We start from the raw sequence: 16457 nt of genomic DNA on the forward strand, positions 1-16457 counted from the left end.
ACCAATATACGTCAGGAAGATAATTTATCCGGCAAAGGATAAAAGATAATTATCTTTTTTTCGTAAAAAGTTGTAATATCTTCGCTTAAGCATTTAGTTATATATAAATATATACCTGACAATTATTCAAACCGATTAGTATATGCCAAGATTTGTGATAGACTGTGAGAGATTGAAATATCCGAATAACGGTCTATATACTTATTGCAGCGAACTTGGCCAATCTTTGATCAAGCTGGTAGCTCCTCCCGAGGAGCTTTACTTCTATTTGCCCTCTTATAAGCAAACAATTTTTTCAGAAGAACCTCATTATAATCAAAAGGCGTGGCATAAGCTATGGATGCCCTATTCAAAAGACATCCAGGTATGGCATACCACTTATCAGTTATCAGATTATTCACCGGAATCTCCCGGTATCAAACGCGTGTTAACGATTCACGATCTTAATTTTTTATATAAACCAAATTATAAACATAGGATATCGGGACAACTAGCCAAGGTACAACGGATGATTAATAAGGCAGATCATCTTATTGCCATTTCAAATTATGTAAAACAAGATGTACTTCAGCATCTTGACATAGGTAATACTCCGTTAAGCGTGATATACAACGGGTGTGATGTGAAGTCATTCCCCTCTTTCGACAATCCCCTGTATCGCCCCAGCCGGCCATTTCTGTTTACGATAGGCACCATACTGCCGAAGAAGAACTTTCATGTAATCCCCTGCTTACTCAAGGATAACAATTATGAGCTGATCATAGCCGGGAACGCAAACACGACCTATCAGAAACAAATATTACAGGAAGCGGCCGCTTATGGTGTACAGGACCGTGTTAAAATTCTTGGTCCCATAGACGAAGAAAGCAAATACTGGTATTTCAGTAACTGCGCAGCATTTGTATTTCCTTCGATTGCTGAAGGCTTTGGTATCCCGGTAATAGAAGCCATGCATCATGGTAAACCAGTTTTCCTGTCTAATAAAACGAGCTTACCTGAAATAGGCGGCGACCTGGCTTATTACTTCGAAAATTTTGATCCTGCCTATATGCAGGACATTTTCGCCAAAGGCATGGCGCATTACGCAGCCACACAACCCATGGACGCTATAAAAAAACATGCGGACAGTTTTAGCTGGGAAGAAATCGGAGAACAATACCTGAATATTTACCGTTCCTTGCTCGCGTAACAGGTATACCACTTATTTTTGTTGTTTAACGTTTGTAAACAGTAAAATGTATCAGCAGTATTTACCCGGACTTTTAAGCGGAGATATAAAATCACTTGCCCGTTGCATTTCCTTGGTTGAAAATGAAGCAGCAGGCTATGAACAGCTGCTGGAGCAACTTCCAGTCAGCAACCATACTATAGTGGTGGGCATTACCGGACCTCCGGGCGCAGGAAAAAGTACACTGGTCAACGCATTGATTACTGAATTACTGGAGCAACAGAAAAGTGTAGCCATTATTGCTGTAGATCCCTCTTCTCCTTTTAACTTCGGCGCCCTCCTTGGCGACCGGATCAGAATGAGCCAACATTTTAATCATCCACACGTATTTATCCGTTCCATGGCCAGCAGAGGCGCCTTAGGCGGATTAAGTCCAAAAATCATAGAGGTCAGTGACCTGATTAAAGCCGCCCGGTTTGACTACCTGTTTATTGAAACAGTAGGAGTAGGGCAAAGTGAAGTGGAAGTAGCGGGTGTGGCAGACACCACGATAGTAGTAGTGGTACCGGAAGCCGGTGATGAAATCCAAACCATGAAAGCAGGCTTAATGGAGATTGCCGATATTTTTATTGTGAATAAAGCCGACCGGTCCAATGCAGATATTTTTGTAAAAAATCTGCGGTTGCTGGCCCACAGCAAACATCATGGCGACTGGGAAATTCCCGTTATCAAATCTGTAGCTACCAAACAGGAAGGCATACACGAAATTATAAGCGCTATTACACTACATCATAAAGCGATCTCTCATCAACAACAAAAACACATTCTGTTGCTGGCAGAAAAAGCGTATCAGCTGATCCAGCACCGGCGAATGAAAGATGTGGTTAAACAAGAACTGCAACAGGAAATAAAAGCGCTCCTGGCAGAAAAAACGTTTAACCTTTACCGTTATATCAGCACTAAAAGCCACGCATAATACATGCATTATCTCACCTTGCTTATCAATGCTTATACTCCAGCAGCCAATCCGGCGAATGCATTGGCCATGAAACGATACATGCGCGATCAGTTTGAATATCTTGGTATTAAAACTCCCGACCGCCGCCTTATCAACAAAGCGCTGAAAGCAGCATCTGGCTTGCCCAAAGCAACAGAAATGCCGGCACTGATAAAAGCATTATGGGAAAAGCCGGAAAGAGAATATCAATATGCCGCCATTGATCTCATGCAGCAATTACACAAAGAGTGGACTTTAGATGATATACATCTCATTGAATACATGATCACTCACAAATCATGGTGGGATAGTGTAGATGGCGTGGTATCCTGTTTAGCCGGTCCGTGGCTTAAAAAATTTGCGACCGCTCAACCGGCAGTTACCAACAAGTGGAGCAATAGCGATCATATGTGGTTGCAACGGGCAGCTATTATCTTTCAGAATGCTTATAAACAGCATACTAACGAACAACTTTTATATAAGTACATCCTGCAGCACGCACACTCCAAAGAATTCTTTATTCAGAAAGCCATTGGCTGGGCATTACGGGAGTATTCCAAAACGTATCCGGATAATGTGCGTACGTTTGTTAACAGTCATACCCTGGCGCCACTAAGCAGGAGAGAGGCACTCAAAAGAATCGGTTAGATTATTTTCGCCTGGCCTTATCACATCTGTTTTACTTCATCCGGCATATTAATGCGCTTTTTTTTGCTATATGAAGTGAGTAACGATATGCAAAATGCAATACTGCAAGCGCCCAAAACAGGTAACGCGGTATTCGCATCATGTGTTAACTCAAAAGAAAAAATAACAGCCGTAAATACAGCCCTTGAACTGGCTGCCAGCATAGCTCCCATACCTGCCAGTACCAACGTACCGGAATGTATTACAACCGCCGGAAAGATCAATTGTATGACTACGCCTATCAGTAAACCTACCGCTCCACCAGTTATCAATACTGGTGTAATGCCGCTTCCCGTTTTATAAGCGCTTGAGAAAAAAAGCCATGCTACTAACTTCAATATTGCCAGTGCAAAGAGGATATACAAAGTAACATGTGCCTGCAACAGATCATTTACATAATGATTGCCAGTTCCCAGTACCCTGGGAGAGATATAACCCGCAATACCTACTATTAAAGCAGCGAAAAGCAAATACCATCTATTGATCTTAGTTAGCTTTCCAAACATTTTTTCTATTAGCATCGATAGCTTTGCACTCATGCTGCCCCATAAGCCAATGATGAGTCCCACTGCCATGTACGCTAATAAAGCCTGTTTGTTTACAACCGGTGCGGTGGGTATACTAAACACAGGCGTTGTGCCACGCTGCAGATAACTACCTACACCTGCCGTTATAGCCGCCAGTATTACCGGGATCATGGTGTTAAACGCAATAGCCGAAAAAAACACTTCCATTGCCAGGAATATGGCTGCTATTGGTGCTCCGAAGAGGCTGCCTAATGTACTGCATGTACCTGCTACAAAAAGTATATAGCATTCTTCCGGTGTGCATGCGAATAATTTACCCACCCAGTTACCCAGCGCACCATTAAAAATCATGGCGGGAGTTTCTACTCCGAGAGGAGCCCCGGCACCAATCGCCACCGTAAGCCCGATTGTTTTTAAAAAGGAAGAGCTATACCTGCTCAGCCATGTCAGTAATACAGCGCCTGCTATTGGAATGAATATGATCCAAAATCCCAGCTCATCATTTTCTGCACCGCTGATATCCTTTTTTATATCTCCGAAATACACCAATGCTGTGAGCCACTGTATTATTATACTGATCAGTTTACCTGCAATGGTACCAACAGCGGCCACCAGTATTGCAGCAAAAGAAAGGTACATGGATCTGGGAAAAGTCTTTACCCTTGAGGATTCGAGGTCATCAGTGAGTTTTGGTATTATCCGGAAACCGTTTTTAGTGATATCGTATAACATGATGTAGCGTGGTTATAATCAATACCATCAAAGCTATAGTGTTCATCTTACAATCACAAATAAAATTATATTAATATATCAACGTACTAACGTATAGCTGTATACGTGATTATATAATTTTTTTAGTTAGGTAACCTTATTATATTTGTAATAACCAATCCGTGACGGAAATCTAAATGAAAATGTATGAATGACGCTCTGCAGCATGGCACAGCTGGCTCAGGTAACCCCAAATCCCCACTGGATGCACAAATGATGGTCAGGCTAAAAAGAATGCTGCTATTTACAAATGACGATGAGCAATATCTGATAATGGCAGGAAATATACTGGTAGCGCATACAGAAGACATTCTGAATAACTGGTATGACTATATTTTAAAGAATAACTATCTCGCTTATTATTTTACACGGGACGGTGCGCCCGATTTGGATTATCTGCAAACGCTACGTCCACATTTCCGCAAATGGATTATTGATTTATGTACCCGGCAGGAAGGCAATTCCTGGTGGCAGTTTGAAGAACGTATTGCGGCACAGTTACAGTTAAAACCTGCATCTACCGGTGATATGGAACCACTGCCAATAGAATATTTACGTTACTTGTCCACTTTTGTTTATCCTGTTTCTGAAGCAGGCAGACCTTATCTGAGCCGGTATGGTCATCCGGCAACAGAAGTAGAACGCATGCAACAGGCATGGTTTAAAGCTGTTAGTTTCAGTGTGCTGTTATGGGTATACCCTGATATCCAACAACTCCCGTTTTAGTATAACCGTCTACGTTAGCAACAAAAGAATAGGCTATGGAAGTCGCAGTTTACGACACTTACGTTAAGAAGAAGGATGGGGGACATCTGCATTTCGACATAATAGTAACCAAGGAAACCCTTTTTGAGGAGGTATTGATATTTGGTAATGCCTACCTTCAAACCAAAAGAGGGGAGGGGCTGTTTGTTTCCCATAAAGACTGTCGTTTTTCCCACATTACTGAGATAATACCGCGGTGGGAAGTGCAAATCCTGCGGAAAGGATATTATATTCATGAACTGGAAGGCTGCCAGGGAAAAAAAAGGGATTTGGACAAGGAATGTCACTAATATGCTATTTCCCGCCATATATTTATATTGTACCTTGCCCCACTAACTAACTATTAAGGACAGACAGCAAGAAAAAAATATGGGGAAAGTTTCCACATTCAGCCCCGCACAGCAGGCAGAAAACACATCTAGTAAAGTAGTAGCCTCCCTGGAGCGATTATCAGAAGCCTTCCGCGTACTATTATGGCAGGAGGCCACTCAGTATGGACTTAGTCCCATACAAATTCAGGTACTTACCTTTTTACTGCATTATCCGGAGGAAAAGCGTACTGTAACCACTTTGGCATCGTATTTCAACATGACCAAAGCCACCATCAGTGATGCAGTGAAATCGCTGGAGCAGAAGCAATACCTGACCCGTAAAGCGAGTCCTACAGACACGCGCAGCCACACTTTACACCTGGTAAAGGAAGGACGGGCCGTTGCTAAAAAAGTAGAACAGTTCGCCAATCCTTTAGAGGAAACGGTAGACCAGTTATCTGTTAAAGAACAGAATGGGCTACTTGAGCAGTTGATGCAACTTATCTACCAGCTTAACCAGCGGGAAGTCATTTCCACACAACCTATGTGTTTTAATTGTCAGTCGTACACTGAGAAGAAAGGACACTACTGTAACAAGTTGAAAATTTCTTTAAACAACGGTGGTTTAAGGGTAGATTGTCAGGTATTTGAACTTCGGGAAGAAGAGTAGGGACTTATTGTATACGTGGTAACTGGCAGGTCATCTCATTATCTCCGGCCACAAAGCCCAATTGCTCGTATAACAAACGTCCATCCATACTCGTATGTAAGCTTACCTTACCGGTATTACGTTCCTTTGCTTCTTCCATTAATTTCTGCAGCAAAATTTTTGCTATGCCTTTACGCCGGAAAGCAGGAAGCGTATACACATTCAGGATATAGGCAACTTTGCCTTCAAGGTTGTGGTATAGTGGTGGCTGGTTGTAAAAAACTATGCCGGCACTGGCCACAACCTTGCCTTCTGCATCAGCAAACCAGTTTACAAAGTTATTTTTGGAAAGATGTTCTGTTAGGTAAACCCTGAGATGATCCTGTAACACGGCATCCTGGGAATTATCAGCCTTAGGGTAAATTTCTTTCAGAAACTGCAGCCGCAAATGCACTAACTGCGGGATATCCGTTATATCCGCCTTTCTGTAGGTAATCATAGTTTTTTTGGGTTATTCGTATTTGTTTATCACGCCTCCTTATTGCTCCTCCACCATCTAAAGGCCAGGAAGCCAATAATTGCCAATGGTGTTAAAGCCAACATCAGGATACCATTATTCAAGCCTTTTGCAGGACCTTCGCCCAGCTGTTGTGCTGTTTTAGTACACAGGGAACACTGCGCCATTACTGACCCACTCATCATCATTAAAACACCTGTCAGCAAAAACAAAGCTGCCTTCTTCATAGTATTATTCTTTTGATCACACAAAATTAGGCTATCTCTCCCAAAAAGTACTGCCAAATATATCAGTGGTAGTAAGGGGAAATCATGATGTAAACAATCACACCAGTCACTGCCACATAAAACCAGATAGGCCAGGTAACACGGGCAATTTTACGGTGGCGTGGAATATCATTCTGAAATCCACGTAACAGGGTAAAAAGCACCAGCGGAACGATGATACCGGCCAATACAATATGTGTCAGTAAAAGGAAGTAATAGATATAACGTACGCCACCCAATATGGCCTTTTCCGAAGCATCTACAATACCATTGTGATCGAGGTCGCCAAAACGCGTTTCTGTTGCCAGGGCATGATAGGTAACATACGATAACAGGAAGAGTGCAGATAAACCGACTGCAATTAAATTCGCCGTTTTATGGGCTTTTACATGACCATTTTTGATAAAATATAAACTGGCCAGCAAAAGCACGGCAGTAKCGGTATTAAGGATAGCATGGAACAACGGCAGTATCCTGATATCAAAACCAGGATGCATGTCCGGTTTGGGTAAAACAAACAATAACGCCACCAGCGCTGGGATTGCGATAGATACAATAGTAATGGGCGTATTGAGATTTTTATTTTTAAGTTCCATATCTGCTAAATATAAAGGTGAATAAGGTAAGGTGAACACCCTTTCCTTATTCACCCTTTCAAATAAAATTATTTATTACTTTTCTCCGGAGAACAGTTTTTTAAGGAAGGCCCCAAAACCCGGACGATGTCTTTCTTTTGCCAGATGCAATATAGCGATATCGCCAGCGCATCGTTTTACAGCATTGGAGTCCAGACCATCGTAGTATCCCCTGATATTTCCGTTTTTATCAATCAGCACGAGCTTCTCAGTATGTATAAAATCATCCGGACCACCGTCTCCTTTTGTAACAGAAACAAAAAAATCGTTTCTGGCGAGGTCGTAGATTTCTTTTTTACTCCCTGTAAGCAACCACCAGTTATCGGGATTGATCTGGTAGTCATAGGCGTATTTACGCAGCTTGTCTACCGTATCCCTTTCCGGATCCACTGAAAAAGAGAGTATCTGGAGTAAAGAATCATTCTTTACGTAAGCGTTCTGGACCTTTCTCAGATTTTTCGTGAGTGTAGGACAGATACTTGGGCAGGAGGTGAAAAAGAAATCAACCAGTAATACTTTTCCTTCCATGTCTTTCAAACTTACCTCCTGACCTAGTTGGTTAGTAAGCTTGAAGTCCCTGATCTTATGAAAAACAGTATCGTAGGAAACTTTACCATTTTCAGAGATGGTATCTACTCTCTCAGGGACAAAGTAACCCGGCACCGGTACCACATTTTTTCCATAGTGATCTACAATGAGATAACCCAAAAGCGGCACCAATATAGCCAATGATACTCCTAATAAAGCCCTGCGAGTGATGATCCTGACAATTTATAAATGAAATTAATGATGCTTTTCCGCTGGCGCAACCTTCACTGCTTCTACAGGAGTACCTGGTTTCAGGTCTTTCCTCATATTTTTCCAGGAATCACCTTCATAAAGAAAAGCGATGATGAACCATACGAATAACAGTAAAGGAATTAATACTGTCATGATCAGGTTCTTGATTTCAGAACCTAAGTGCATGAATTCAGCTACGATATAGAAAGCTTTCACCAGGGTAAGACCAATAAATATTGCGTTCAGTAATACTCTTGGAAGGAAACCGTATTCCAGGTGTAAGAACGCCAGACCTACTTCCACCAATGTGATACACAACAGGATCCAGAATGTTCTCCAGATTGATTTAGTAGATGAATCACTATGTGCACTTTCATGCCCTGCCGCAGTATGTGTATGCTCCATTATTCTTTAAATTAAATAATTCGTAAAATTCAGATTCCAAATAATTATGACAAACCTTGTATAACACTACTGTTTATGATCACAGCAGGTAGAAGCAGGTGAATACGAATACCCAAACCAGGTCTACAAAGTGCCAGTACAGCCCTACTTTTTCCACCATTTCGTAGTGACCTCTCTGTTCGTAGGTACCTTTCAGTACATTAGCGAGGATCACGATATTCAGTATAACACCGGAGGTTACGTGTAAACCGTGGAAACCAGTGATGGTAAAGAAGAAGTTGGTAAAGTTGGTAGATGCCAGTGTACCATCTACGTTATGGAAAGGATTGCTACCCCACCATGCGCCTTCTGCGTAAAGATGCGTCCACTCCCATGCCTGACAGCTCAGGAAGGCAATACCACCAATGATCGTCCAGATCATCCATTTAGCAACTGCTTTTCTATCTCTCATGTGACCAGCATGTACAGCCAGTACCATGGTTACAGAGCTCATGATGAGAATGAAGGTCATTAAGCTCACAAACATTAACGGCAGATCGGCATGACCCATGCCCGGGAATGATTTGAATACTTCATTCGGATCAGGCCAGGATGTGCTGGAAAACCGGATGGTACCATATGCTATCAACAATGCGCCGAATGTGAACGCATCTGACATCAGGAAGTACCACATCATCAACTTGCCATAGCTCACATTAAAGGGAGAATATCCTCCGGCCCACCATTTTTTCTTCGCTGTAACTGCTGTATCCATTGTTAGTTTTATAAAATTTTACAAAGTTTATCTGGCGATACTTAAAAAAATTAACAGGTAAATCCACAGTATGTCCACGAAATGCCAGTAAGTTGCGGCCACTTCAATGGGTACCGGGCTATAGGTTCGTACACGGGTTCTGTAGGCCCTGCCAAACATAATGAGTAATGCAACTACACCACCCAGAACGTGCAACATGTGCACTCCTACGATTACATAAATAAAAGAAGCGGAAACTGGCCCGTTGAGGGGAAGTCCCATATTTTTCAGCTGAGAAAAACCAATCCATTGGCAGGCTGCAAACACAACACCCAGTATAGCAGTGAGTGTAATCAACTGTTTGTAACGCTGCATATTCCTTTCTTTAAACTGCTTTAAAGCCAGGTGAATAGTTAAGCTACTTGTTAAAATTACGGCAGTGGATATCCAGAAAATATGCGGCAATTCAAATGCCAGCCAATTTGCCTGTGATCTTTTAACAATGTAAGCACTCGTGAATCCGATAAACATCATAGTGATGCTACCCATAGCAATCCATAGGGAATATTTATGCGGATGTATTTTCTTACGTTGTTCTAATGTCATAGTATCCATCACTCCTCTTTTCATTTTATGCTTTGTCCAGTAGCTGAGCCAGCTGAACAATAGTCAGATAAATATAAGATCCGAACATGAGCTTGCGTGCGGCAGGAACATCATTCTTTCTGTACAGGTTAATAGCTCTGTAGAGGAAGAAAATACCTGCAAGAATAGCCACTATTGCAGAGATACTGCCGGTGATTTTCAAGAGGTAAGGTGCAACGCCGGCAGGAATCAGCAACAAGGTATACATAGCAGCCTGTATGGCCGTGTACTTGTTGGGTTCTCCACTACCAGGCAACATTCTGAAGCCTGCTTTCGCATAGTCTTTATACGCAATCCAGGCAATTGCCCAGAAATGCGGAAACTGCCACAGAAACTGGATAGCAAATAAAGACCAGCCACCTTCTGCCAGGTTATTGGCGCCGGCTGCCCAACCGATCAACGGAGGCATTGCGCCTGGAATAGCACCTACCAGTACGGCCAGTGAATTCCATTTTTTCCAGGGTGTGTATACGAAACCGTACATCACCAAAGAAACCAGGCTCAGTAAAGCTGATAACCAGTTAAAACAATATCCCATGATAAGGATACCTGCCACCCCGGTTACTACTGCCAGCACAATCGCCTCGCTATCATTCATCCGCCCTGAAGGCAATGGACGAACAGCGGTACGGGCCATCAGTTTGTCTGTATTCTTCTCCCATATCTGGTTAATGGTATTTGCAGATCCGGAAACCAGCAAACCACCGGCAAATAATAAAAGAACTTTTATTAAGTTAAACTCCACTCCAGGTACCAGCAGATAACCCACTACAGACGAAAATACCACCATAAAGGTGAGATTAAACTTCATCAGTTGAGAGTAGTCCTTCGCCTTACTGGCTACTGCATACGATGACGACAATTTTATGGAGTTTTCTTGCAACATTTTATTTCTAGCCACATTCCGGGTTTAAGTCCGGAACAAATTTACAAACATCACAGTGAACAAAATCCCGGGAGGAAGATTTTCCTTTAAAGGACCTCTTCCTGCCGGAATTCCGAACTATATTTTAGTGCGCTGATTCATTAGGTCCAATTGGCTCTGTCTGCGGAATGAAATCTCTTCCATCCTTGCTATAGTCATAAGCCCAACGGTATACTTCAGGAATTTCACCAGGCCAGTTACCATGACCGGCATGGATTGGTGTAGTCCATTCCAGGGTAGTTGCGTTCCACGGATTCTGTGTGGTCATCTTTCTACCTTTGAAAATGCTGTAGAAGAAGTTGAACACAAACAGGAGCTGTACTGCAAATACGAGGATTACCACGATAGTGATGAATTCGTTCAGACCACCAAACTGTTTGAAGGAAGCCCAGCCGGATACATCATAGTATCTTCTTGGCATACCCGCCATACCTTCGTAGTGCATAGGCCAGAAGATCAGGTAAGCACCAATCATAGTTACCCAGAAGTGGATGAAACCGATCGTCTGGTTCATGAAACGTCCGTACATTTTAGGGAACCAGTGGTAGATACCAGCAAACATACCGAAGAACGCAGATACACCCATTACAATGTGGAAGTGGGCAATTACGAACATGGTATCATGCAGGTGAATATCGATAGAAGAGTTACCTAACCAGATACCTGTTAAACCACCGGAGATGAAAGTGCTCACAAAACCGATAGAGAACAGGGAAGCAGGTGTAAAGTTGATATTACCCTTCCAGATAGTAGTGATCCAGTTAAATACCTTGATGGCGGATGGTACAGCAATCAATAAGGTTAAGAGTACGAAGAATGCACCCAGGAACGGATTCAGACCTGTAACGAACATATGGTGTGCCCAAACCAGGAAGGCCAGGATACAGATAGCGAACAGGGAGCCGATCATTGCCAGGTAACCGAAGATAGGTTTGCGTGCGCTTACCGCTAATACTTCAGATACCATACCCATTGCTGGGAGGATAATGATATATACCTCAGGGTGACCTAAGAACCAGAATAAATGTTGATAGAGAATAGCACTACCACCTTCATTTGCCAGGGCTTTACCAGCGATAAAGATATCGGACAGGTAGAAGCTGGTACCAGCGTGACGATCCATCAGCAGCAGGATGAAACCTGACAGCAATACAGGGAAAGACAGTACACCTAATACTGCAGTAAAGAAGAATGACCAGATAGTCAAAGGCATTTTGGTCATCGCCATACCTTTGGTACGCATATTCAGCAGTGTAGAGATGTAGTTCAAACCACCAAGCAGCTGAGAAACAACAAACAGTGCCATACTGGTTAACCATAAATCCACCCCTACTTTAGAACCGATAGAAGCATCACCTAAAGCACTCAGTGGCGGATACATTGTCCAACCTCCGGAAGCAGGACCTGTTTGAACAAACAGGGATGCCATCATTACCATACTAGCCAGGAAGAAGAACCAATAGCTCAGACAGTTCATGAAAGGAGAGGCCATGTCACGCGCACCTACCTGCAAAGGAATCAGCAGGTTAGAGAAGGTACCGCTCAAACCGGCAGTCAATACAAAGAATACAAGGATGGTACCGTGCATTGTTACCAATGCATAATATGCTTCCGCTGAAATGCGGCCACCTTTAGCCCAATGACCCAGGATGCTTTCCAGCCAGGGGAAAGTAGCATCGGGAAAACCAAGTTGCAAACGGAACAGAACAGAGAAGAAGGCACCAATGATAGCCCAAACGATACCAGTAATCAGGAATTGTTTGGCGATCATTTTATGATCCATGCTGAACACATATTTCGAAATGAAACTGTCTTCATGATGGTGCTCATGATCATGATGATCATGCGCTCCGTGCATTACCTCCTGTTGACTGTGCAATGTTGCTTCGTTACTCATAATCGGTTCGGTTTATTATAAACTAACGCCCGGGAAGTATCGTCGTTTGTCAGTTTGTCTTTATTGTTTTTAATTGTACTCCGTCAAAAATTCTTCTACACAAAATTACAGCTTACTTATTAGCTGCTATTACTTTTTGTGTGCTGTCTGCTGCTGCAGGAGCGGCAGGCTGGTGTGTCAAATCGTACGTAGATTTTTGTTTAGCAACCCAGGCGTCAAATTCTGCCTGTGTTTCTACAACTATCACGCCTCTCATGGAGTAGTGACCGCTACCACACATCTGATCGCAGGAAATTTCGTAGGTGAAATCCGGGTTACCGGTTTTTTCCTGCATTTGTTTGGTGGTAAACTTAGGTGTAAACCAGAGTGTAGTAGGGATACCTGGAACCGCATCCATTTTCATGCGGAAGTGAGGTAAACCTACGTCATGGATTACATCACGGGAACCGATCACAAATTTAACCGGTTTACCTACTACCAGGTGCAGTTCGGTAGGCATGAAATCATCCTTATTCAGCGGATCATTCCAGTCCAGACCTAATTCGTTACCTGCAGAAGGATCAATATTTTTGAAGTCGCGGCGACCCAGCTGACCATCTTTACCAGGGTAGCGGAAGATCCAGTTAAACTGTTTGCCGGTTACTTCTACTACCTGTGCATCTTTTGGTGCATCAGAAGTCAGTTGGAACCAATGTTTCAGACCGAAAGCTACCAGTACGGTTAATGCGATCGCTGGAATAACGGTCCAGATAACTTCCAGTTTATTATTATGCGGAAAATAAAATGCTTTACGGCCTTCTTTTTCCTGGTATTTAAATGCAAACCAGAACAGCGCGATCTGGGTAAGAACGAACACCACACCTGTGATGGCGAGTGTTACGTAGATGAGGGTATCAACGCCTTCTCCCTGTTCTGAAGCAGATTCGCCCAGGATTTTGCCTTTCAGCAAATCGTTACAGTAGTACACTCCTATAAGCCCCAGCACCAGGAATGCAATCAGCAGGAAACCATTTATACGGTTACTTTGCTCGCGCGCTTTCTTTTCTCCCTTCAATATGGACACATATTCGCTCGCCTTCGCAATCTGGAAGATGACTATGAATATGAGAACAACAACTAAGACTGCTAAAAATCCTGACATTGCTATATGAAATAATTAAGTTATCTAATGCTTTTCTATTGCCTAATCTCCTTGATCACCTATTAGGTGTGATGAATGATACTTTCTTTCAGGTAAGGATGATTCTTTGGAACCAGTGAAGCTTTGGTAAGCTGATTGGATACCAGGAAAATGATCAGTCCCACGAAACCAAGTCCAAGTCCGAATTCATACCAGGGGAATACCAGGTGTTTAACAGTACCTGGATAAACCATCTGCCAGAAATCCAGCCAGTGACCGAAGATGATCACGATAGCGATGAATACAACGGCAGTATAATTACGTTTGGTGTCCCTTTTCATCAGGAACAGTAACGGCGTTACAAAGTTGATCAGGAGGTTCAGGAAGAAAATTGGTCTCCACTGGCCCCAAACACGTGGCTGGAAGTATTCAGTTTCTTCCGGCATGTTGGCGTACCAGATCAGCATATACTGAGAGAACCAGAGGTAAGTCCAGAAGATACTGAATGCAAACATGAATTTACCTAAGTCATGCAGGTGTTCTTCTGTTACATATGTGAGATAACCATGTTTCTTGAGATATACAACGAACAGTGCTATCAGGGACAGACCGGATACCCAGGTGCTGGCGAAAGTGTACCAGCTATACATGGTAGAGAACCAATGTGCATCGATGCTCATTAACCATACCCATGGAGTGGTAGAACCAACGCTGAGGGTGAAAACTACCAGGAAGCCACCGCATACAACGGTATTTCTCCAGAGTAATTTACGGCCAGTTTCAGGACGCAGATCCCATCCATCTTCTTCGATAGACATTTTACGGAGCTTCAGGGTAAAGAATATCCAGAGGCCCAGTGTAAGAATGGTAGCTACGGTGAAAAATCCTTTGTTCAGGAAAGCAGATTTCCAGGTAAGGATTTTATCTTCTGCCACGTGGTGAGCATTCACCCAGTGGTAGATATCTTCTTTTCCTCCGAATACGAGGATCATTACGATCACAAATAAGATGGCAGCTAATACTGGTACTGCCATTGAAATAGCTTCAGGTACACGGCGAAAAGCGATCTGCCAGCCACCATGTGCCAGGGTAGTAGCAGCTATAAAGAAGGTGCTCGCCAATGTAATCAGCAAAAAGAAGCTGCTGTTTTGCAACAGACCGGCCCAAAACCGTGTGGCGTTCTCACCTTGAAACGCAATTAATCCGATCAATAACGTCAGCAAGCCCACGCCCATTAACACGAAGCTGGTCTTTTTTAATCTTGCCGGTACTACAAATTGGTCTTTCATTACTGTATATTAAAATACTTGATTGAAATTCAGTTTTAACTCATTTATTTAGCTGCAATTGCGCTACTATCTTTAGCAGGAGCTTCAGACGGGGCGGCAGCACCTGGCTGTTTGCTCTTGATATAGGCAGCAATCTTCCAGCGCTGTTCTCTGTCCAGCTGGCTGGCGTAGCTACCCATCATGTTATAACCATACGTCATCACGTGAAACAGGCGGCCTTCCGTGTAACCGGATTTTGCACCGGCAACCAGGTTAGCAGGAGCGGCAGGATAAGGTCCATCACCACCTTTGTACAAAGGACCATTACCATCTAAAGCTGTACCATGGCAGATACCGCAGTAGATATTAAATAAACGTTCGCCTTCTTTAAGATCAGTTGGCGTAATAGTTAATGGATTTTTCACCAGATTAGCCAGTGCCGTATCTGATTCTTTCAGATGGTATGGCAAAAGTTCACCTCTTTTTACTGTTCCTTCCACTGGCTTCAGGCCTGACAAACGAGCACTATAAAACTCATACGCACGGGATTCATACATGTCTGGCATATAAATCCTGCCGGGCTTTCTGTTATGCTCCCCTCTGTTACAGGCTGCCAGGAAAGCTCCAGTTGCCAATGCGGCTACAATCAATATGTTGGAAGTCCTTTTCATCAGAAATTATTTATCTAGCTTTCATTAGTTCTTGCTTGCTCAAATCCTAATGTCGCAACGGTATGTTTTAGCTGTTAGTATAATTAAGCGTTTGCGGTCTGAATCTTACGGAGATAAGGCTCATCGTCCTTATCATACCTTCCGAACCACCATCCTGCTTCAGCCTTTTGCTCATTGATATCCTTTGCACCTGCAGCGGCGAGGAAGCTTTTCACTTCTTCTGCATTCGTTTTTTCTGTCAGTTCTATCACCATTACAAACTTATCATCTGTTTGTCTCGGATGGAAGATGTGTTTTTTCACACCTGGCATCAGTTGACAGAGGTAACAGAAAGTCATCACCATACCCACTGCCGCAAATAATACGGTCAGCTCAAAAGTGATGGGAATAAAAGCAGGCAACGGGAAATGTGGCTTACCACCAATGTTCAGCGGCCAGTCTACGTTGAATACCCAACTCATGAAGGATAATGCGGTAGTAGTACCAGTGATACCATATATGAAACCGGCTGTGTGCAGACTGGTTTCTCTTAAACCCATTGCATGATCKAGGCCGTGAATAGGAAAAGGAGTATATACATCGTGCAATTTGTAACCTGCAGTGCGTACTTTCTTTACTGCCGGAAACAACACTGCCTCATCGTCAAACAAGCCTACAACAAATTTTTTAACAGCCATATATTTAAAAATTCAAATTCCAGGTAATTAGTTCTCTTAATTC

20 protein-coding genes are annotated in these 16457 nt (G+C 43.0%); 6 read left to right on the top strand and 14 right to left on the bottom strand.

What is annotated here, in order from left to right:
* Positions 1-142 precede the first annotated feature (142 nt).
* From AC1DCV_RS21695 to AC1DCV_RS21705, 3 genes are read left to right on the top strand one after another with little or no spacing between them, the layout of a single operon-like run.
* A complete protein-coding gene (locus AC1DCV_RS21695) occupies positions 143-1189 on the top strand; it encodes a glycosyltransferase family 4 protein (RefSeq protein ID WP_477025122.1) in 1047 nt (348 codons plus the stop codon).
* Between the two features lie 46 nt (positions 1190-1235).
* The gene (gene meaB / locus AC1DCV_RS21700; RefSeq protein ID WP_477025123.1) at positions 1236-2144 is read left to right on the top strand and encodes a methylmalonyl Co-A mutase-associated GTPase MeaB; all 909 of its coding nucleotides are present in this window, start codon (positions 1236-1238) and stop codon (positions 2142-2144) included.
* A 3-nt stretch (positions 2145-2147) separates the two neighbouring features.
* A complete protein-coding gene (locus AC1DCV_RS21705; protein WP_477025124.1) occupies positions 2148-2813 on the top strand; it encodes a DNA alkylation repair protein in 666 nt (221 codons plus the stop codon).
* A gap of 20 nt (positions 2814-2833) precedes the next feature.
* Here the strand turns inward: AC1DCV_RS21705 and AC1DCV_RS21710 are convergent, their stop codons facing one another.
* On the bottom strand, positions 2834-4111 hold the full coding sequence (locus AC1DCV_RS21710; protein ID WP_477025125.1) for a chloride channel protein: 1278 nt from the start codon (positions 4109-4111) through the stop codon (positions 2834-2836).
* A gap of 186 nt (positions 4112-4297) precedes the next feature.
* Here AC1DCV_RS21710 and AC1DCV_RS21715 point away from each other — a divergent pair, with 186 nt between their 5' ends.
* From AC1DCV_RS21715 to AC1DCV_RS21725, 3 genes are all read left to right on the top strand, one after another.
* Positions 4298-4876 carry a protoglobin domain-containing protein gene (locus AC1DCV_RS21715; RefSeq protein WP_477025126.1) on the top strand — a complete coding sequence of 193 codons (579 nt, stop codon included), beginning with the start codon at positions 4298-4300 and terminating at the stop codon, positions 4874-4876.
* A 35-nt stretch (positions 4877-4911) separates the two neighbouring features.
* Positions 4912-5205: a DUF2024 family protein gene (locus tag AC1DCV_RS21720; RefSeq protein ID WP_477025127.1), complete on the top strand. Its 294-nt coding sequence runs from the start codon at positions 4912-4914 to the stop codon at positions 5203-5205.
* 79 nt (positions 5206-5284) lie between these two features.
* Complete coding sequence (locus tag AC1DCV_RS21725; protein ID WP_477025128.1) at positions 5285-5896, top strand: MarR family winged helix-turn-helix transcriptional regulator; 612 nt, start codon at positions 5285-5287, stop codon at positions 5894-5896.
* Positions 5897-5900: 4 nt separating this feature from the next.
* Here AC1DCV_RS21725 and AC1DCV_RS21730 read toward each other — a convergent pair whose 3' ends face one another.
* The 13 genes from AC1DCV_RS21730 to AC1DCV_RS21790 all read right to left on the bottom strand — a co-directional run bounded on the left by AC1DCV_RS21730 (position 5901) and on the right by AC1DCV_RS21790 (position 16414).
* On the bottom strand, positions 5901-6374 hold the full coding sequence (locus tag AC1DCV_RS21730; RefSeq protein ID WP_477025129.1) for a GNAT family N-acetyltransferase: 474 nt from the start codon (positions 6372-6374) through the stop codon (positions 5901-5903).
* Between the two features lie 29 nt (positions 6375-6403).
* On the bottom strand, positions 6404-6619 hold the full coding sequence (locus tag AC1DCV_RS21735; RefSeq protein WP_477025130.1) for a hypothetical protein: 216 nt from the start codon (positions 6617-6619) through the stop codon (positions 6404-6406).
* A 62-nt stretch (positions 6620-6681) separates the two neighbouring features.
* Complete coding sequence (locus AC1DCV_RS21740) at positions 6682-7254, bottom strand: DUF420 domain-containing protein (protein WP_477025131.1); 573 nt, start codon at positions 7252-7254, stop codon at positions 6682-6684.
* A gap of 75 nt (positions 7255-7329) precedes the next feature.
* Entirely contained in the window at positions 7330-8001 is a 672-nt protein-coding gene (locus AC1DCV_RS21745) for an SCO family protein (RefSeq protein ID WP_477025132.1), read from the bottom strand.
* A gap of 75 nt (positions 8002-8076) precedes the next feature.
* Positions 8077-8478: a cytochrome C oxidase subunit IV family protein gene (locus tag AC1DCV_RS21750; protein ID WP_477025133.1), complete on the bottom strand. Its 402-nt coding sequence runs from the start codon at positions 8476-8478 to the stop codon at positions 8077-8079.
* 79 nt (positions 8479-8557) lie between these two features.
* On the bottom strand, positions 8558-9232 hold the full coding sequence (locus AC1DCV_RS21755; RefSeq protein WP_477025134.1) for a cytochrome c oxidase subunit 3: 675 nt from the start codon (positions 9230-9232) through the stop codon (positions 8558-8560).
* Between the two features lie 27 nt (positions 9233-9259).
* Positions 9260-9841, bottom strand: coding sequence for a cytochrome c oxidase subunit 3 (locus AC1DCV_RS21760; protein WP_477025135.1), 582 nt, complete (start codon positions 9839-9841; stop codon positions 9260-9262).
* A gap of 1 nt (position 9842) precedes the next feature.
* Positions 9843-10718 (bottom strand): heme o synthase, encoded by an 876-nt coding sequence (cyoE, locus tag AC1DCV_RS21765; protein ID WP_441572994.1) that lies wholly within the window; start codon positions 10716-10718, stop codon positions 9843-9845.
* A gap of 148 nt (positions 10719-10866) precedes the next feature.
* The gene (locus AC1DCV_RS21770; protein WP_133806993.1) at positions 10867-12678 is read right to left on the bottom strand and encodes a cytochrome c oxidase subunit I; all 1812 of its coding nucleotides are present in this window, start codon (positions 12676-12678) and stop codon (positions 10867-10869) included.
* 112 nt (positions 12679-12790) lie between these two features.
* Complete coding sequence (locus AC1DCV_RS21775) at positions 12791-13819, bottom strand: cytochrome c oxidase subunit II (protein WP_477025136.1); 1029 nt, start codon at positions 13817-13819, stop codon at positions 12791-12793.
* Positions 13820-13881: 62 nt separating this feature from the next.
* The gene (locus AC1DCV_RS21780; RefSeq protein ID WP_441572991.1) at positions 13882-15087 is read right to left on the bottom strand and encodes a quinol:cytochrome C oxidoreductase; all 1206 of its coding nucleotides are present in this window, start codon (positions 15085-15087) and stop codon (positions 13882-13884) included.
* Positions 15088-15131: 44 nt separating this feature from the next.
* A complete protein-coding gene (locus AC1DCV_RS21785) occupies positions 15132-15737 on the bottom strand; it encodes a c-type cytochrome (protein WP_441572990.1) in 606 nt (201 codons plus the stop codon).
* Between the two features lie 83 nt (positions 15738-15820).
* On the bottom strand, positions 15821-16414 hold the full coding sequence (locus tag AC1DCV_RS21790; RefSeq protein WP_441572989.1) for a DUF3341 domain-containing protein: 594 nt from the start codon (positions 16412-16414) through the stop codon (positions 15821-15823).
* Between the last annotated feature and the right edge of the window lie 43 nt (positions 16415-16457).

It is taken from the genome of Chitinophaga sp. 10T418, from assembly GCF_056394125.1.